General features: G+C 66.3%; 33 protein-coding genes. 1 reads left to right on the top strand and 32 read right to left on the bottom strand.

Annotated features, from left to right (window positions below):
• Positions 1-64: 64 nt before the first annotated feature.
• The 30 genes from AB5J54_RS30350 to AB5J54_RS30205 all read right to left on the bottom strand — a co-directional run bounded on the left by AB5J54_RS30350 (position 65) and on the right by AB5J54_RS30205 (position 14192).
• The gene (locus AB5J54_RS30350; protein WP_369147082.1) at positions 65-802 is read right to left on the bottom strand and encodes a phiSA1p31-related protein; all 738 of its coding nucleotides are present in this window, start codon (positions 800-802) and stop codon (positions 65-67) included.
• On the bottom strand, positions 799-1068 hold the full coding sequence (locus tag AB5J54_RS30345) for a hypothetical protein (protein ID WP_369147081.1): 270 nt from the start codon (positions 1066-1068) through the stop codon (positions 799-801). The genes AB5J54_RS30350 and AB5J54_RS30345 overlap by 4 nt, the downstream gene beginning before the upstream one ends.
• Complete coding sequence (locus AB5J54_RS30340) at positions 1061-1654, bottom strand: DNA (cytosine-5-)-methyltransferase (protein WP_369147080.1); 594 nt, start codon at positions 1652-1654, stop codon at positions 1061-1063. The genes AB5J54_RS30345 and AB5J54_RS30340 overlap by 8 nt, the downstream gene beginning before the upstream one ends.
• Entirely contained in the window at positions 1623-2126 is a 504-nt protein-coding gene (locus AB5J54_RS30335) for a DNA cytosine methyltransferase (protein WP_369147079.1), read from the bottom strand. Before AB5J54_RS30335 ends, AB5J54_RS30340 begins: the two co-directional genes overlap by 32 nt.
• Positions 2127-2130: 4 nt before the next feature.
• Positions 2131-2382: a hypothetical protein gene (locus AB5J54_RS30330; protein WP_369147078.1), complete on the bottom strand. Its 252-nt coding sequence runs from the start codon at positions 2380-2382 to the stop codon at positions 2131-2133.
• 93 nt (positions 2383-2475) lie between these two features.
• Positions 2476-3222, bottom strand: a complete 747-nt coding sequence (locus AB5J54_RS30325; RefSeq protein ID WP_369147077.1) for a hypothetical protein — start codon at positions 3220-3222, stop codon at positions 2476-2478.
• 117 nt (positions 3223-3339) lie between these two features.
• Positions 3340-3861, bottom strand: coding sequence for a hypothetical protein (locus AB5J54_RS30320; RefSeq protein ID WP_369147076.1), 522 nt, complete (start codon positions 3859-3861; stop codon positions 3340-3342).
• A gap of 52 nt (positions 3862-3913) precedes the next feature.
• The gene (locus AB5J54_RS30315) at positions 3914-4459 is read right to left on the bottom strand and encodes a hypothetical protein (RefSeq protein ID WP_369147075.1); all 546 of its coding nucleotides are present in this window, start codon (positions 4457-4459) and stop codon (positions 3914-3916) included.
• The gene (locus AB5J54_RS30310; protein ID WP_369147074.1) at positions 4450-4818 is read right to left on the bottom strand and encodes a hypothetical protein; all 369 of its coding nucleotides are present in this window, start codon (positions 4816-4818) and stop codon (positions 4450-4452) included. The genes AB5J54_RS30315 and AB5J54_RS30310 overlap by 10 nt, the downstream gene beginning before the upstream one ends.
• Complete coding sequence (locus tag AB5J54_RS30305) at positions 4818-5156, bottom strand: hypothetical protein (RefSeq protein ID WP_369147073.1); 339 nt, start codon at positions 5154-5156, stop codon at positions 4818-4820. The genes AB5J54_RS30310 and AB5J54_RS30305 overlap by 1 nt, the downstream gene beginning before the upstream one ends.
• Positions 5153-5329 (bottom strand): hypothetical protein, encoded by a 177-nt coding sequence (locus tag AB5J54_RS30300; RefSeq protein WP_369147072.1) that lies wholly within the window; start codon positions 5327-5329, stop codon positions 5153-5155. The genes AB5J54_RS30305 and AB5J54_RS30300 overlap by 4 nt, the downstream gene beginning before the upstream one ends.
• 298 nt (positions 5330-5627) lie before the next feature.
• Complete coding sequence (locus AB5J54_RS30295) at positions 5628-5834, bottom strand: hypothetical protein (protein ID WP_369147071.1); 207 nt, start codon at positions 5832-5834, stop codon at positions 5628-5630.
• Positions 5831-6004, bottom strand: a complete 174-nt coding sequence (locus tag AB5J54_RS30290; protein ID WP_369147069.1) for a hypothetical protein — start codon at positions 6002-6004, stop codon at positions 5831-5833. Before AB5J54_RS30290 ends, AB5J54_RS30295 begins: the two co-directional genes overlap by 4 nt.
• Positions 6004-6345 carry a hypothetical protein gene (locus AB5J54_RS30285; protein ID WP_369147068.1) on the bottom strand — a complete coding sequence of 114 codons (342 nt, stop codon included), beginning with the start codon at positions 6343-6345 and terminating at the stop codon, positions 6004-6006. Before AB5J54_RS30285 ends, AB5J54_RS30290 begins: the two co-directional genes overlap by 1 nt.
• Entirely contained in the window at positions 6345-6698 is a 354-nt protein-coding gene (locus AB5J54_RS30280; protein ID WP_369147067.1) for a hypothetical protein, read from the bottom strand. The genes AB5J54_RS30285 and AB5J54_RS30280 overlap by 1 nt, the downstream gene beginning before the upstream one ends.
• A 358-nt stretch (positions 6699-7056) precedes the next feature.
• Positions 7057-7281, bottom strand: a complete 225-nt coding sequence (locus AB5J54_RS30275; protein WP_369147066.1) for a hypothetical protein — start codon at positions 7279-7281, stop codon at positions 7057-7059.
• A complete protein-coding gene (locus AB5J54_RS30270) occupies positions 7278-7511 on the bottom strand; it encodes a hypothetical protein (protein WP_369147065.1) in 234 nt (77 codons plus the stop codon). The genes AB5J54_RS30275 and AB5J54_RS30270 overlap by 4 nt, the downstream gene beginning before the upstream one ends.
• Positions 7508-7705 (bottom strand): hypothetical protein, encoded by a 198-nt coding sequence (locus AB5J54_RS30265; RefSeq protein ID WP_369147064.1) that lies wholly within the window; start codon positions 7703-7705, stop codon positions 7508-7510. Before AB5J54_RS30265 ends, AB5J54_RS30270 begins: the two co-directional genes overlap by 4 nt.
• Positions 7706-7811: 106 nt before the next feature.
• On the bottom strand, positions 7812-8135 hold the full coding sequence (locus AB5J54_RS30260; RefSeq protein WP_369147063.1) for a hypothetical protein: 324 nt from the start codon (positions 8133-8135) through the stop codon (positions 7812-7814).
• Entirely contained in the window at positions 8132-8344 is a 213-nt protein-coding gene (locus AB5J54_RS30255; protein ID WP_369147062.1) for a hypothetical protein, read from the bottom strand. Before AB5J54_RS30255 ends, AB5J54_RS30260 begins: the two co-directional genes overlap by 4 nt.
• On the bottom strand, positions 8341-8574 hold the full coding sequence (locus AB5J54_RS30250) for a hypothetical protein (RefSeq protein ID WP_369147061.1): 234 nt from the start codon (positions 8572-8574) through the stop codon (positions 8341-8343). Before AB5J54_RS30250 ends, AB5J54_RS30255 begins: the two co-directional genes overlap by 4 nt.
• An 85-nt stretch (positions 8575-8659) precedes the next feature.
• The gene (locus AB5J54_RS30245) at positions 8660-8857 is read right to left on the bottom strand and encodes a hypothetical protein (protein ID WP_369147060.1); all 198 of its coding nucleotides are present in this window, start codon (positions 8855-8857) and stop codon (positions 8660-8662) included.
• Complete coding sequence (locus AB5J54_RS30240; RefSeq protein ID WP_369147059.1) at positions 8854-9546, bottom strand: RNA ligase family protein; 693 nt, start codon at positions 9544-9546, stop codon at positions 8854-8856. Before AB5J54_RS30240 ends, AB5J54_RS30245 begins: the two co-directional genes overlap by 4 nt.
• A gap of 26 nt (positions 9547-9572) precedes the next feature.
• Positions 9573-9848: a hypothetical protein gene (locus AB5J54_RS30235; RefSeq protein WP_369147058.1), complete on the bottom strand. Its 276-nt coding sequence runs from the start codon at positions 9846-9848 to the stop codon at positions 9573-9575.
• A complete protein-coding gene (locus AB5J54_RS30230; RefSeq protein WP_369147057.1) occupies positions 9845-10636 on the bottom strand; it encodes a hypothetical protein in 792 nt (263 codons plus the stop codon). The genes AB5J54_RS30235 and AB5J54_RS30230 overlap by 4 nt, the downstream gene beginning before the upstream one ends.
• Positions 10636-11439, bottom strand: a complete 804-nt coding sequence (locus AB5J54_RS30225; RefSeq protein WP_369147056.1) for a hypothetical protein — start codon at positions 11437-11439, stop codon at positions 10636-10638. The genes AB5J54_RS30230 and AB5J54_RS30225 overlap by 1 nt, the downstream gene beginning before the upstream one ends.
• A 254-nt stretch (positions 11440-11693) precedes the next feature.
• Positions 11694-12473: a hypothetical protein gene (locus AB5J54_RS30220; protein ID WP_369147055.1), complete on the bottom strand. Its 780-nt coding sequence runs from the start codon at positions 12471-12473 to the stop codon at positions 11694-11696.
• A gap of 82 nt (positions 12474-12555) precedes the next feature.
• Positions 12556-13185, bottom strand: a complete 630-nt coding sequence (locus AB5J54_RS30215) for a hypothetical protein (protein ID WP_369147054.1) — start codon at positions 13183-13185, stop codon at positions 12556-12558.
• Between the two features lie 224 nt (positions 13186-13409).
• Positions 13410-13595 (bottom strand): hypothetical protein, encoded by a 186-nt coding sequence (locus AB5J54_RS30210; RefSeq protein ID WP_369147053.1) that lies wholly within the window; start codon positions 13593-13595, stop codon positions 13410-13412.
• Between the two features lie 12 nt (positions 13596-13607).
• Entirely contained in the window at positions 13608-14192 is a 585-nt protein-coding gene (locus tag AB5J54_RS30205) for a hypothetical protein (RefSeq protein ID WP_369147052.1), read from the bottom strand.
• 86 nt (positions 14193-14278) lie between these two features.
• On the opposite strand from AB5J54_RS30205, the gene AB5J54_RS30200 reads away from it, so the two are divergent.
• Positions 14279-14587 (top strand): hypothetical protein, encoded by a 309-nt coding sequence (locus AB5J54_RS30200; protein WP_369147051.1) that lies wholly within the window; start codon positions 14279-14281, stop codon positions 14585-14587.
• Here AB5J54_RS30200 and AB5J54_RS30195 read toward each other — a convergent pair.
• Together AB5J54_RS30195 and AB5J54_RS30190 are read right to left on the bottom strand one after the other, a co-directional pair.
• Positions 14571-15497 (bottom strand): peptidoglycan-binding protein, encoded by a 927-nt coding sequence (locus tag AB5J54_RS30195; RefSeq protein WP_369147050.1) that lies wholly within the window; start codon positions 15495-15497, stop codon positions 14571-14573. The genes AB5J54_RS30200 and AB5J54_RS30195 overlap by 17 nt on opposite strands.
• 47 nt (positions 15498-15544) lie before the next feature.
• Positions 15545-16138, bottom strand: a complete 594-nt coding sequence (locus tag AB5J54_RS30190) for a hypothetical protein (RefSeq protein ID WP_369147049.1) — start codon at positions 16136-16138, stop codon at positions 15545-15547.
• Between the last annotated feature and the right edge of the window lie 68 nt (positions 16139-16206).

Genomic DNA, 16206 nt, shown 5'->3' with positions numbered 1-16206 from the left:
GCTGGTCGATGCTCCTACGCCCAAAGCCCCCGGGCCACGTGGGCGCCGGGGGCACAGGGGTTGATCAGATGCGCGTCAGGGGGGCGTAGTGGCGAGCCGCGTAGCCGAGGGTGTAGGAGTAGGTCCCGCCGGCGTAGCCGTTCATCGCTCCGTCGGGGGTGCCGTCAGACGCCCTCGTACCGCCCTTGAACGTCCACTCGTCGCCGTCCTTGTCGCGGTACGTCGCCGTCAGGTCGTATGTCACGCCGTTGTACTCAAAGGTGTCCGCAGGCGCCTCGCGGATGAGTTCGACCTCCTCGGCGTAGATCTCGCCGCCGAATCCCCCCTTGAAGCCGTAGGGGCCGTAGGGGCTGCTCGCACCAACCTTCGTCAGCGTCACCGTCTTCCCGATGTATGCGCTGATGCCGCGCCCTGAGACGACCTTGACCCGGTCGCCGACCTTGATCTCTCGGGCCGGCTCCTCCTCGATCCTCTTCAGGTCACCGTCCTCGCGCGGGGTCGACACCTTGCCGTTGTCGTGCTCGACGACCCAGAACGGCACATCGTCGTACTCGGTGACAAACGGGCCAGCCACAATCGTTCCGGGGCGAACACCCGTCGCAGGCTTCTCCACCCGGTCGCCGATGGCGAACTTCGGGAGAGCTGTCAGGTCGGTGTCGTGCTGGGCTCGCTCGTTGCCTGTCTCGTTGCGCACCACGTACATGGTGTAGCGCTCGAAGGCGCTCTTGAAGGGTCCGTAGGTGATCTCTCCGTCGAACGAACCGCAGACGCGAACCTTGTCGCCGACCTTGAACTCCGTCACTTGCTGGTCTCCTCACCGATGACGACGACGTGTTCCGCGCTCACTGTCTGGATCGCGAGCGTCTTACGTGCGATGAAGCCGGAGTCCCTGCCGGTCGGCTTGACCTTCAGCACCGGAACGACGCGGCCGGCGGACTTGTCGCTCCCGAGTTCCAGGACGACGGCCTCCGAGTTGCGCACCCTGTTGCCCTGACGGCTCGGGTACGCAATGACGGCGCCGGGACGGATCTCGGCGCCCGTGAAGTCTGTGAGTCTCGCCTTACCCATCTGCGCTCTCCTCTTCCGTGAATGCTTCGTGCTCCATGAGCCACTTGAAGGCGTGGTAGGCCTGTTGCGGGACGACGCCATTCCCGATGCGTCCGAGTTGTTCCTTGTGTGTCAGCCCGGGGACGTCGGTGACCCATCCGGGCTCCAGGCCCATGAGCCACTCGGCGAACTTCGGTGCGAGCTTCAGCCCGCCGCGCGGGCCGCGGACGATGGGGACCGGAGCGGCCGTTCCCCGGATGCACTCCCACCGGTAGACGGCCTTCGCGAACTCGCCCCACCACTCGGCCGGCGAGTGCGGTCCGTCGTCGGGGAGCTCGGCGTCAGGGTCGACGTTCAGGAGGAAACAAACCTCGTCCTCCAACGTCGGTCCGTGGCCGCCCGCCTTGCGCTTGTCCGGGTGCTGCGCGCTGCCGTTGTTCGCCAGGTTGGCCGTCGGAGTCTTGAAAAGCTTCTCGGCTTTCTCCCGGGGGAAGAGGCGACACACGGCCGTCACGAGGTCGTCGCCGCCCGCTCCCTTCCGGTCCCGCTTGGCGTAGTCAGGTCCGCGGTAGGCGTCAGCGACCGTTGGCGTCGGCAGGTGTGGCAACGCAGAACCAGCGGTCCCGATGATGCGGAGCCCCGATGTCGGAAGCTCGTAGAGTCGTCCACCGCGCGTCATACCCGATGTCGTGAAGCGATGTGAGCACTGCGCTTTGTCCCCGATTTCGGAGTGCTCCGACGTTCTCCAGGAAGACGTGTCGCGGTCGAAGAACCCGTATGGCGTCAGCGATGTTGAACCAGATGCCGGAGCGCTCACCCTTGATGCCTTCCCGTCGACCTGCGTTGGAGATGTCCTGGCAGGGGAACCCCGCCGTGATGGTGTCGATCCCCTCGTCCATGAGCGCGCCCCACGTCTGGTACCGGACGTCGCCGATGTTGGGGGCGTCGGGGAAGCGGTGCGCCATGACCGTGCACGCCGCCCCGTGAACTTCGGCCACGACAGTGACCTTGTCGCCCGTCAGGGCTTCGACCGCGAGTCCCAGTCCGCCGTACCCGGCGCAGAGCTCCAGGATCGGCATCGACTCATCCCGCCTTGAAGTCGCAGAGGATGAGCCCCACGGGCCCGCGGGCCTCCAGGCGCTCGACGGTGAGGTTGGAGCCGTCCCGCTCGAAGCCACGGAAGTCAGCGACCCACCACTTGTCGTCGCCGTACTCCCCCAGGTAGCCCTTCGTCGCGATCCGCAACGCGGTCGCCTCACTGCCCGCCCGAACGACGATCGCGCGAGTCTCGTCGTAGTCCGTATCGTCCGTCCGGCTCACCAGCCAGAGCGCCATGTCTTTTCTCCTCTTGTGTGCGTAGACTCGTGGATACGCCCGCCCCTTCCGACCGCAATTCGGAAGGAGCGGGCGCAGTACATGTGCCTGAGATCAGGCGGCGTCGGCGAGAGGCTGAGCGGCCTCGTAGACCTTCAGAACCTTGATCACCGGCTTGTTGTACGCGACGTCGCGGCCGGCCTTCGTCGTGTAGGCGACGTGCTCGATCGTGAGCGAGGCGAGAACCGGACTGCCCTTGACGCCGGTCTCCTCGTCCGCGCCGCCGATGCGGTCGATGTCCGCGAAAACGTCACCGAGGACGTCGACGAGCGACCAGGAGCCGGAGTTGAAACGGAACTTGCCCAGCTCCGGTGCGTCAGCGAGCTTGAACGTCAGGTCGATCGACGGCTTCGGGCCCTTGCCCGACTTCGCATACTCCTTGCGCTTCTCCACCGTGGTCGGGCAGCCGCACGGGGTGCCGACGAGCTCGGCGTCATCGTCGGTGAGGTAGACCGCGCCGTCGCAGTGATGCTCGATGCCCTGGAAGCCGAACTTCTTCATCGAGGCGTCGAGGCTGTCGGCGTTCTCGATGATGATCTCGACGGAGGGCGACGTGGAGAGGACCTCGATGTTGTCCTCCTTCTCCGTCTCCCAGTCCTCGGGCTCGCCACCCATGAGCTTCGCGATCTCGGCCGCGACGGCGGGGTCGCCGGTCGTCACGCGCCAGTTGTTCAGGCTCTCGGGCTGCTTGCCGACGAGCCGGCCGGAGCGGAAGCGACCCACCACGTCGTCGGCGAAGTTGCGCGTCTTGGGCTTGGCGTCGGGATCGAGAGCGAAGATGCTGCGGAGGTTGTTCGCCATGCGTGAGTGCCTTTCGTAGGTGACGTGTGTGCGTCGGACGATCGCGTCGTCCTCTGCCTTAGTTATGTGGGGGTGAGCGCCAGATGTTCGGGTCGACCGCGAAGTTTCGCTAAGCGATTAGCGGACCTCGTCGAAGTCGCCTCGCGCGGCCCGGCGGTGGGTACGGGAGACGAAGGGACGCCCTTCCCGTTCCGCCGTCTCCAGCTCGTGCGTGGACTCGTGCACCTCCCGCAGGAAGCGGAGCGGACAGTCCTCCGAGCCGTCGAGCGCCCAGCCACGAACGGCCTTGACGTCGGCTGCGTAGGAACGGAAACGCGCGGTCTCCTGGCGTGCGTCGTCCCGTTGGTTCTCGGCGGCTGCGTAGAGAACTCCGTTCTGCTCAGCCGCACGCTTCCAGCGGTCCCGGTCCGCGGCAAGGTGTGCCACGGCGTCGGCCGCCATGTCGGACTCATGGGCGGCGCGACGCCGGGCGGAGAGCCAGGCGAGGCGCCGACGAACTCCCCACTCGTGCGCCCCCTTCCACAGGTGAGCCCACTCCGTGGCGTCGACCTCCTGTGCGGAGGCATGGGACCACCCGTCGTCAGCGTCCTTCTTCGAGGCAGCTAGGGCGTCCTCCAGCTCGACAATCCTCTCTGCCATGCCACGCGCGCCCCAGCCGTCGTAATACGACTCGACGCGCGCGTCCCGGTCGTCACTCATTGATCAGCCCCCACAGGTCTCGATCCGTTGATGTCACACGCTCTGGGTGCAGCACGCGCCACAGATCCCCAGGCGTCACATCGCCCGCAAGGCGCGTCTCCGGGAGGAGGTCGACGCCAGCACGGCGGTACACCTCGTCGACGAGCTGAGAACAGATCATGTGCCCGCTGTCCGCCACGTACTCCCGCACCCACCGAGGACGGATCCGCCAGTGCGCGAGGGCGATCGATGCGTAGTCGAGGAAGCTGTACGGGGTGCCGACGAGACTGAATGCGGCAGTCGTGATGTGCGTGCGCTGCCAGGCAGTCAGGTCGAAACGCCCCGTCGACCACACGACAGGCTCGCTCGCGTCCTCCAGGCGAATCAGCTCCGCCCCGCCGGGCATGGCCTGAACGATCTCGCCGTTCCCGACGTACACGAACGCGTGCTGTACCGGCGCCGCGTCGCCTACGAGCGCCTGGCCGGCGGCGACGAAGCGGCCAGTGAGACCGCCGATCTTCGTTAGGGCGAAGTCGCCCGGGAGCGGGGTCAGTTCCATTCGTCCTCCTCGTGCTCCGGATCCCACAGTCGGCAGCCGTCCTCGGTCACGACGTCCCGCAGGCACTCCGCGAGCCCCTCCACGCCGGACAGGCTGAAGCGGCTGCCCGCGCGGTACTTCTCCAGCGCCTTTGTCAGGTGCTCCGCGGCGCACTCCTCCGCGCAGTCGGAGTGCCGAGTCCCGGGCCGGTAGGCGACGAGGCGGACGCTCGTCAGGCTGCGGAACGGACCGACGTAGCGCAGCTCGGTGCCGATGGTGCAACCGATGTCCTTCGTCGTGATGTCGACCCGGTGGACCATGCCGCCAGCGTCGAACTCCAGGTATGGACGCGGGCGGATCAGCCGTGCATCAGTACTCATCAGTTCTCCTCGTCTTCTTCCACGGGCCACAACTCGATGACGACACGGTTCAGTCGTTCCAGCCGGAGCGTCTGGGCGTAGCGCTGGTAGGCCCGCAGCTTCTCCCGGGCCTGGACGAGCTCCCACGTGATCTGTTCTCGGAGCACGTCGACGTAGCGGAAGCCCTCGCAGCGTCGACAGCTTGCCGCACGTCCATGCCACGGCGTCTCGCGGAAGTCCTCGCGGTCCAGCCGACGTCGACAGAGGCCGACGCAGAGGAGCGTGTTCTTCCCTCCCGGGTGGGTGCGCTCGAACTCCAAGCGCACCGCGTCGGCAAGGGTGATGTAGCGGAGTGTCACGCGCCCTCCCTCTTGTCGTACCGAACGAACGCGATGAACCACCCGGGGCGCGACACGAGGCGCCGCCAGTGAACGGGGGCGTAGTACTCCCCCGTCAGCTCGTGAAGGGTGCGCGGCGGACGCTTCTTCGACCACACGTGGGTGTGTGCCAGGCGCCAGAGGAAGTCGTTCACCGTCTCCCGCCCCTCGGGTCGTGGTCGCCAATGAACTCCGCTGCAGCTCGGCACGCTGCGCCCTCCTCGTCACGCTCCACCCACCGCTGATGTGCCCGCACGCAGGCAGCCACCACGGCCGCCTCCCCGCTCGAATGAACGCCCGGGAAGGTGATGCAGTGCGCGAGCTCTACAGAGCCCACCAGACGGCGCGCACGGCGCACCTGTACGTCAATGCCGGTTCCCATGAAACGCTTGACCCGGTAGAAGTACCCGGGCGGCAGCTCTGGGGCGCCGGCTGCCACGAGTTCACGCATGCTCACCGGCCCGCCTCCCTTGCGAAGCGAGCCAGGCGGCCGACGAGGTAGACCGGCGCGGACACGAGCAGAACGACAGGGCCCGTCAGCACCGTCACGCACGCCAGCGCATTCGGCGCCTCGTACTCGTCGAAGTCGACCGGACCCCAGCGGGCGTAGGCCAGTCCAGCCGCCAAGTAGGCAGCGCTGAGCAGTACTGCGACGATCACCGGTTCTCCTCCATCATCTGAGCCAAAAGCGGTCCGAACTTGTCGGGTTGCCCGAGCACACCGTCAGCGCACAGTCGCTCCAGGAAGCGATGCGCCATCTCGTCTGTGTGGCCGGCGCGAACGGCGAAGGCGACGGCTCGGGTCTTCATGCCATAGGGGTCAACGGCCATCAGTCCTCCATTCCCAGCGACGCCCGCAGGCTGCGAGACTTCTCCTCCAGCACTGTCGACAGCGTGGTCCGGATGTCGTCCTCCACGCCGGAGTAGGAGTAGGGCGAGTAGATCTCGTCAGCCAGCTCCGTCAGAACGATCGCCAGTTCCGCACGAATCGCCTTCGAGGCGTGCTCGTCGACGAAGGGGTTGACCTCCGTCAGCCGATCCTCGTAGCGGAACTCCCACTTGGGCTTCAGGTCGCCGGCGTGCACGGCATCACGGCCACGGACGCAGCGAAGCGTGTCGCTGTCGGTGCGGACCCACACGGCGCCGGCCGCGTCGCGGTAGTGCTTCTCCATCACTCGCTCTCCCCCATCCACTTCGCCACCTGAAGGACGTCGTAAATGCTCGGGGCGTCGTCGTCGCCCCACTTCAGCCCGGAGACCATCGCGTGCGCCGCCTGAAAGACGCTCGCGCGGCTCATGACGTCGGAGACCGTGGGGCCGGCGGCCTTGTCCTCGTCCGCCCGGGCGGCGCATTCCGACGGCTCGGGCACCGGGGTGAGCGGGCCCCAGTCGGTCTCGACTTCGAGCTTCGGAAGGACTGTTCCGGCGAAGCCGGCGGTGTCCGACTCCGTGCATTCAAGCTCGGCCACACCAGACTGGGAGGTCAGTTCCTCCCACGTGTCGCCGTGGCGGTCGGTGTACTTCATGAGTCCTCCTCGTCAGTCCAGTTCGGCGGCCACATCTCACGCTCTGGCACCTGCCGGAAGGGTCCGTTGCCCCAGCACCGTCCGCGCGTCCAGTCGTGGGGCGGGTGGTCGTAGAACCGATCACAGTTCTGCTCACCACCGTCGACCGGGAACGGCGTCCAGACATGCAGCCGTCGGAGTGCACGGTCGACGGACTCCGGTGCATGAACCATGCCGCCGTGCAGCCCCGACAGGTGCTCGCGCATCGCTGCGTATGCAGGTCGGCTGTCCGCCAGGTCAAGCGGCTCGAAGTGTCCGCAGCCGCTCCCGATGCCCGGCGGTCCAGGACGGCCGGCGGGACAGTGGATGAAGTGGTACGTCATCCGGTCACCTCCGGGTCGATGAGATCGGCAGCGTCGGCCATGTGGGGGCTGTCGAGGCGCCGCGCCTCACCGCGGATCTCTTCCGCCAACTCGTGGGCGTGCACGTCGAGGAGCCGGAAAAGCGCCTTCACTGCTGGCCACTGGATGAGCGGGGCGGTGTGCCCGAGGGCGACGGCCAGTTCCCCGAAGGCTTCCATGACGGGATCGCTGATCTCGCTCACCACGGTCCCTCCATCAGCTTGTTAACGACACCCATCCCGTCGATGTCGCCAGCGTCACGGAGCGCTTCCCAGACCCGAGAAAGCACGTAGTTCCGCGCCCGCTCGACGTCGACCTTCATGCCGACGACGAGGTCATCAACCACGGCGTCGACAATCGCCGCATGCCGCTCGTCGCAGTAAGAGCACTCGCCCGGCGCCTGGTGGGCGACGGTGAGGGTTCGTGCGTTCACGCCGCCTCCTCGTACCGCAGCTCGTCCATCTCCGCGCACAGCGCGTGGAAGTCGTCGGCCGACATCTCGACGGTGGCAATCGTCTCTCCGACAGCGTTTCGCGTTTCGAGGTCGTACTCGATCCCGCGCCGGCGGATGGTGACGCTGGAACCGTCGGCGGTGTGGATGGTGGTGGGCGTCGTCCTGAGCTTCATCGCGCTCTCTCCTCTGCTATGTGGTTACACGCCCAAAGCCCCCGGCGCCGAAGCAACCGGGGGCTGAGGTCGTGCGTGTGGGACTTGCGCTAGTCGATTAGCGGAACTACTCCGAGTACAGCGGGAGGTCCAGTTCCTCGTACCCGGCGGAACCGCGACGGTCGTTCAGGTCCACGCGATACAGCGCAACACCGTGTCCGTTGTCGAGTTCGAAGCCGTCGGCTGCAGCCGCCTTCACTGCCTCCTCGATGCGCCGTGCGTGCCCGTTCAGTGAACGCGCCGGCTGTCGGAGATCCAGCTCCTCCGCCTCGATCAGGAGGCCTTCGACGAGTGCGGCAACGGTCGTATCAGTGTCGCCGTCCAGGTGTGCCGCAAGGGGCGACTCCCAGATCCGCTCCTCGAACCGCTTGCGCAGGTACTCGATGCTCACGCCTCGTCCTCCTTCAGGCGGTTCAGGACGTCGGCCGCGAGCTGTGCGGTCTCCAGCTTGGTGTACCGGGTGATCCCCCACGCCTGACCGATGCCGTTGCGCCGGAACAGCTCCCACCCGCCGTGCTCCTCACGGACGATGTACTTCGCTCGCTCGTTGCGGTCCTGGCGCTCCTTCTCCAGGGCTGCGGCGTACTCGTCAGGGCTCACTGAACCGTGATCCTCTCCGCCTCGTCGATGTCCTCCGCGTGGATGCTGATGTCCCACGCGCCGGCGCCGTAGGTGGCGTTCGAACCGCCCACGGGGACGGCCGCCCAGTAGCCCGACCCGCGGTACTCGGTGGGGACGCAGACGATCCCCGACGGGAGGCGCAGGATGTGACCGCGCACGTCGCGGTAGAGCCGCGCGGCCGATGTCAGTGAGCCTCGGTTGAAGGCCATGGATGCTCCTCTCAGTGCGGCTGCGGGCACTGGGTCTTGTGACACATGTGCATCCAGCAGTAGTCCGGGTCGCGCTGGTCGTCGCTCATCGACGTCCCACCTTCCGGGGTGTCTTGTAGACCGGAGCCTTCGGATCGGGCGCCTTCGTCGTCTTGTGCTTCGGGCCGTCGATATCGATCTCGATGCCCGGGGACTGTGCGACGTCGGGACCGGTGCACGCTGCGAGCGAGATCAGACCGACAAGGAGCGCCAGTGGGATGACGATGGCGGTCAGGAGCTTCACGCCGCCTCCCACTTACCGGCGTCGTTGGCGTCGAGCGTGACCTTCATGACCGTGCGAGTCTGCGTGTGGAAAATGCAGATGCCTTCGGGGTTCATGAAGCCGGGGGCTGCGACGGATCCCAGTGCCGCCAGGTTGCTCAGCGTGGTGTGGATCGCGGCCTCGCTGAAGACACCGGAGTACAGCACAGGCACCGCACCGACGACGCCAACGAGCGACGAGAGCGCCGCCCTCGTCGACATCGAGTCCAGGCCGTCGTCCCCGGTCTTGAACCACCGCTCCGTGTTGAACACGCTGAAGCGCTTCGCCGCCTGCCCGTACTTCCGGGCAATCCCCTGGCCCCACCACTCACCGAAGTGGAGGCCGGGGCCGAGGATGTAGGCGAGCTCCGCGGCGTTCTCGTGCACCCACCGCGCGAAGCCGTAGTTGTCGTGCTCCGGGGTAATCAGCCGGTTCCGCGACTGCGCAGCCAGGGCGTACCGCACGTCGCCCACGACGGCAGTGCACGCCTCCATGGGGTAGTCGACGGAGGTCTCCCAGTCCTCCATCTGCCGCACGTGGATCGCGGCGTTGGTCCCATCCAGCTTCTCCGTGATGACGATGTCGCGGAAAAGCCTCGCCGTCTTGGGCCAGGGCGTGAACTCGAAGCCGTCGAGCTCCATCAGGGCCGGCGCCTTGCTCTGCTGTGTCATGCTCTCTCCTCCGTAAGTGTCTTGTGCTACTTCGTGCGCCTGAACCGGCCCGCCCACCACGCCGCCAGATCGAGCCCCAGCGTCAGGAGGAGCGCCGTGCCGTAGCCGGCGGCAGGGATGACGGGCGCCAGGCCGTGAAGGGCTCCGATGACGAGCATGAGAAGCCACGCCTCCAGCGGCGAGAGAGCGCCGATGACCAGCCACCCGCCGAACTCGTACCGCGCGAGTGCCTCCCGGTCCTCCCAGTCCTCCGCGCGCTTCTCCCGGCGGCGCAGACGGTAGGTGCTGAGCTTGTCGGTCATTCGCTCTCCCCCTTCAGTCGCGCGATCTCCCGCGCCTGGCTGACGATGACGGCGCGAAGCTCCGCCACGAGCGACCCCAGCGGAGCCCGAAGCGCGCCACTCTCCGCGAAACGCTGAAGCTCCTCGTCGGAGAACGTGTGCTCCTCCGCCGTCGAGGTCCACATGAACCGTGGAGCCGCACCCCGGGCCGCTCGTCGCTGCGCTCGGCACTCCTCGTGCGCCGCCTTCAGTTCCGCGAGCTCCCGGCCGAGAGGACGGACGCGCTTCTCGTCCAGGGTCTCGACGGCTTCCTTCCACGCGTCGCGCTGCTCCTTCGCCTGGCTGAGCTCCACTGTGAGGCGTGCGACGTCGGCACCGCGGGACGTCGCCAGAGACTCCCAGCGACTCCGGTCGTTGCGTGCCGCCTCCAGCTCCTCGCGGAGCTCGGCAGCCTTCCGACGTGCCTCCCCGCCTCGTTCGTTCTCGTCGTAGAGCCGCACCCGGTGCGCTTCGTCGGCGGCGTCGAGCATGGCGAGCACGACAGAGCGAGGGAAAACGGGGATCGAGTGCGCCTTCCGCACCTTGTCAGGCGTCCATCCGCTCGAAGTCCGCCAGTTCAGCGGCGCCGCGCCACGGGGACGACCAGCGTGCACCACCGCCGGCCGGACATGCGCCTCGTACTCCGTGCGGCTGAGGACGACCGTAGCTCGGTCCTGGAACGGACCCGACTCGTGCTCGAACCTTGCGACGTCATCGAAGGCGAGCGTCACCGTCCCACGTTCGAAGTCCTGAATAAGCTCGAACCCCATCAGGCAGCCCTCCTCTGCGTGCCGGTCTCCTCCGCGCCGCCCCAGGCAATCGGCCGGCCAACGACCTTCTTCTTGCCGTCGGCCTCCCAATCGAAGACGCCGCGAAGGAACTTGAAGACGTCGAACACTCGCGGACCGCACTCGACGGGCACGAGCTTCCAGGCCTCCGGCCGGACGTGAAGGACTGCGCCGCCCGTGATCTCCGGGACCGGGAGCGACTCGCCGTCGGACGCCCGGATGATGCGCTCCGCGTAGCGGTAGGCCGCGAGCTGAAGCGCCACCGAGTCGTAGACGTCCTTCGACGTCTTCCAGTCGAGAACGACCGTCTCGCCGTCGATGATCGCGATGGCGTCGAAGGAGCCGGCGTAGGCGATGGAGTCGTTCCACACTGTCTCTTCGAGGTGCAGAAACTCCGGCTGCATCTCGTCGAGGAACTCCTTGAACCACTTGACGTGGGGCTTCACGTCGATGTGGACGTGCCGGTCGTGGACCGTCTCACCGCGCGCCAGACGCTCGAAGAGGTCGTGCGCCGCGGAGCCGGTGTCGGCCGCAGCCTTCGACTTCCGTCGGTGCGCACCCTTCAGGTAGTCGATGGCTCCCTGCGGGTCGCGCTCACAGAGCTTCGAGACCACGTCCCAGTTGTCCACGGCTGCCGTGGCGGCTTCCTTCGCAGCCCAGTACATGAGGAAGTCCTTCGGGAGCATGCCGACAATGCTTGTCACGCCCGGGACCTTGATCGCTCCGTTGTCCGGATCGATGTAGAAGCGGCTTCCGCCGCGCTTGATCGTGCTCACCCCTGCCATCTGGCCTCCACCTCGTCGCTTCCTGCCTACGACTTAGTTATGTGGGGGTAGAGCCGAGATGTTCGGGCCGAGTCTCAAGATCTTTTCGTCCACTGCGCCAGGGTCAGACCGGGGTCAGAAACGCCAAACTAACCCCCTCTTTCCTTTTTCTCTAAGACGCGTCAAGAGAAAATAGAAATAGGGGGTTAGTTTGGCGCTTTGGACCCTGGTTCGGCCTGGAGGGAGGAGGCCGGGGCGACGTCAGGAGGCGGCCATCAGACCTTTGAGCTGGGCTTTCGCGTGTGCCGACGCAGCGCGGTGAGTCGCTTCTGTATGGCTGCGAGCTCGTCGTCCAGTTTGGCCCGCTGTCCATCGGTCATGTGGTCGTCGATGACGTCGGCGTCCAGTTGTCCAATGATCCCGTTGGCGACAGTAGCCAGGCGTAGGGCATCGGCGGTGGCCTTCAGCTCCGGTCCGGTGCTCTTGGGGGCATCGCCCTTACCACTGGCCTGAGCCTGCTTCGCGCTCTTCTTGGCCGGCTTCGGCTTTGCGACAGGGCTGGGAATGAGACCCTCGATGAGGGACTTGTCCATCGATTCGAGGGTCTTCGCTGCCTGTGTGAGCTTGGCCCTGATCTCTCGTCCGTCCTGGAGACGCTCCAGCGGCGACGTGGGAAGAAGCTCGTGCTTCTCCAGCTCTCGGGGTGTCATTGAACGCCGCAGGAGGTTGCCGATGTGGTACCGAACGGAGCCCTGAACTTCCGACCCCATGCCTGCGGCAGCGTAAATCTCCCGCATGCGCTGCCGGTACTCGTAGGACTGGCCGCGCATGTCGCCGTACTTGACCCGCAACGCTACTGCGACGGCCGCAAGGTTCTTCAGGAGCATCGTCGGATGGTGCTCGATGCGGATGTACTCGCGTCCGTAGGCCACGCCGCGTGCCGCGAGCTGATCCTCAGACTCCTTGACAAGCTCGTCCACCTCCAGCGTTGGCAGGGTGGCGGGGTCGACGGGCACAGGCGCCGGCGCGTCGTCCCTTCGGCTCACTTCACCCATGGTGGACATCCTCCTTGTGTTGGCTAGGGCAGCCATCGCTAGTCACTTGCTGTGTGCTGAGGCTACCCCAGCGTTGGACTGGCTAGTCAGCCAGGAACTCCTTCTTACACACTCCGCACACAATTGGACCCAGCGCCGCCACAGTGGCGCCCACTTTGATCGCACGCGGCTTGGGTTCACAGCCACAGCGAAGTGTGATGCGGTCCCCGCGGGCTCGTGGGGCCGAGGGTGGAGGCTCCAGGTGTGGCAGCGCGCCAGGGATGACGGCAGCCAGCTTGGCCACATCAGCGGCGTACCGCGCGTGGGTCTCTGGCGTCATCTCGACGTCGGCAAAGCCGCGGGTAGTCCGCTTGGCGCCGGCTGGGAGTGCTAGACCGAGTTCCGCAGCCGCGTCGAGGAAGCGTGCGTTGTGATAGGCGCCACGTGCGGCGGTGTCCGCGACGTTCCTGCGCCAGTTCAGAAGATGCGCGGCGTGGTGCAAGACCTCATGACTCGTTGCGTCGGCGCCCTCGCGAAGCGTCGATGCGGTGATGACGAGGCCCGTCACTACGCCGTCTTCGTCCTCCTGCCACCGCTCGGGGCCGTGGCCCGGCGGCGATAGCGCTGACGTTATGGCGATGCGGACCGGAGGTAGGTCAGGCACCGCCTTCTGAATATGGGCCCAGAGCGCATGTAGTGCATGGATCAGGGGCCCGCCCGGTGAGGTCGGCATACTTGGGACCCTATCGCTAGTGACGGCCTGACCGGTGGAACACCGCTAATCGATTAGCGGACCGCGCGGTCTGGTTTGACGGTTCCCGCTGGTCGCATGACGTGGGCGCAATGCGCGTCATTCGAAAATCTTTGCCATGAACTAAGGGTTCCTTAAGGTGGCACGTTCCCTCAGGAACGCAAAAAGCCCCCTGCCTCGTGTGAGACAGGGGGCTGAAGGTGGTGTTACTCGCCGTAGACCACGGCGGTTGCGACGTCGACGACGGCTCGGGCGACGTCCTCGTCCGCCAGGACCGGCACGACTGCGCCGAGTGCGAGGACGAGAGAGCTGGCCAGTGCGGCGAAGCGCTTGGGGCTGAGGAGTTGAAGCCAGACGAGGAGTCTCAAGCTCAGGGTGCGCAGACGTTCCATGAGTGCCTTTCGTTAGAGGCGGGCGTAGTGACGGGCGGACTCGATGGAGTCGATCTCTTCGAGGATCACGTCCACCTGGCGGTGAAGGTCGTTGAGGGTGCCGACGTTGCGGATCATGTAGTGGACGTCATCCGGATTGATCGCCCCCTCAGACTCATGGACGAGCTGCGGGACGTCGGGGCGGTCGATGTGGACCGTATGCCAGCGGAGCCGGCGAAGAGTGTCGAGCTCGTTGATGTACCTCACGTCCGTGATCACGCACGGGACGCCGGCCTCGTTCGCCTCGTCGACCTTCTTCAGCGCTGCCCGGATCCAGATCTCCGGGTCGACGGCACGCATGGAGGCGCCAAGCTCCTGGAGGAAGCGGCGGACCTCGTGGCCCTCCTTGGCCTTCTCCCAGCCCCAGTCGCCCACGACCTCCGACAGCCGCTCGAAGTCGTCGCCGTGGTTGGTGATCCATACGGGCGGGTCGATCCGAAGTGCCGCCTCCTTCAGGGCGTCCGCGAAGGCCACCCGCCGGTAGCCTCGCGACTCCACAAGGTACCGACCGATGGTGTCCTTACCGGTGCGGGCCCGGCCGGCGATGGCGATGTTCATGCGTCCTCCTCCGTCTGTGCTGACGAAGAAGTTGTGTGGGGGTAGCCGCGAAATGTTCGGGTCGCGGGTCAGTTTTCTTCGCGGGGATGCGGCTGACCGATGATGAGGTGCTCGGCATCGTGACCCGCCTGCCACTCACGCACCTTCGTCACAGACTCCCGAACGTCGTTGATGTCGTCTCGGAGATCGTCAACGCGGGCGTCGAACCGAGCCGTTACAGCTTCAACGGCGCCCGCAACGACCTCCTCAGTGGCCGCCCGGGTAACCTCTCCATCTGCCGCTACAGACTGCCCAGTCTGCTTCGACGTTCGGGCGCTAAGGCCTGCGGAGATAACTGCCGCAACGGCAGCGATGAGGGCAACAACGACCTCCACCCGCTCACCCCTTCACCGTGAAGCCGTACTTACGCCCGAGCTTCGTCAGCGACGCCAGACCCGGGTAGCCGTCGGCCGCGGATCCGGTGTAGCCGCATCGCTTCTGCCACGCCTTGTAGGCGTCGAGCGTCTTCGTGCCGAACGATCCATCCTTGGCATACGTCGCTGCGAGGAGCCCCTCCTTGACGAGGGCCGCCTCCACCGGCTTCACGTCGTCCGGGTGCGTCGTTCCGCCCTGCTTCAGACCGGGGTCACGACGGGACGCCGCGAGGAGGTTCGAGAGGTCAACGACTGGCTTCGGGGCAGGCGCCGGGGTCGACGTCGCGGGTGGGGTCGTTGGGCGGGGAGCCGCCTTGAAGAGAGCCGCCTTGTCGATGTTGCCCGGGTCCCAGTGATCGTTTCCGGGGATGTTCGAGTGCCCGTAGTGACCGCCCTTCGTCGCCCAGACGGTTCGGTTGCGCGGCGAGTCGTCGCTGTACGACGTTGCGAGCGCACCGGCCGGCCAGGTGTCGGGGACGCTCCAGGAACGGATAGCGCGCATGAGAGCCGCGAAGTTCTTGCCCGGCTTCCAATACGACGTGAAGGGCTTCGATGCCTTCGCGAGAACCTCGATCTGTATGCAGACGCGGCCCGTTCGGTTCGTTCGCGTCGTCCCGTCGTTCTTCAACGCGCGGGCGGACTCGTTGAGCGGGCCGTACTGCCCGAGCCGGTCGGTCGTCGGGTCGTACAGGATGTGCGGCTCCGACGCGTGGTCGCTCAGGTACTTCGCGACGGCCTCGAAGGACGCGTCCCCCGCCCCGCTCTCCGTGGTGTGCCAGACGACGCGGGGCGGAGCCGACGGGGAGTCCATGGCCCCACCGATGTCACCGTCTCCGAGCCGCTCCGCTTCCTTGATCCAGATCTCACCCATTGGTGATCGCCTCCAGGGCATGAAAAAGGCCCCGTCGCTGCGGGGCGTAAGTGACTGTCGGACTGAGGTCAGACGAGGGAATAGCGCATGTTGTCCAGGGAGACCCAGGAAGCTCCGGTTGCCGCGGAGGCCGGGATGATGACGGTGATCCCACCGTCGGGAGCTGCCTCGATGCGCGCGTACATGGCTGCGGCCCACTCCGTGGCAGCGATGAACGTCCTGTACGCCGGCGGGCGAGCTTCGGTGGGGAGAGTGAGGATCTGGAATCCAGCGTCCTTCACGAACGGAACACCGCCGGCCCTCTGGATCGTGCCGCGCAGCTCCACGCCGCGATTGACGATGCGGTAGGCGGGGCTTCCCGACCGCGCTTCATAGCCCGAAGCGAAGGTCAACGGAACCCAGGGGCCAGGAGTGAGCGTCTGCCACGTCCCGTCGCCCATTCTCAGTTCAAGGCGATTCTCCGCAACGAGATAGGTGACCATCCCTGCCTTAGGAGCAGTGGTCCCTGTCAACGTCGCGGCACGCTCGTTGGCGTCGGCGAATCGCATCGCCGACCGGTTAACGAGACCGTTTACCACCCCGTCGAAAGCGGTCTCGATGTTCGGCGGGTCGGACAGGACGGGATAACTGACGTCCTGGCCGTAGTTGTCTTGCTGCGGCACATGAACTCCTCTGTTTAGCGATTACCCGCGCACGTTTTCTACGAGGACGGAGGAATAGTCGGCGGACA

Origin of the sequence: Streptomyces sp. R44 (genome assembly GCF_041053105.1) — a bacterium.
GTDB lineage: Bacteria > Actinomycetota > Actinomycetes > Streptomycetales > Streptomycetaceae > Streptomyces.
This window is presented reverse-complemented; position numbering and strand designations above follow the sequence as displayed.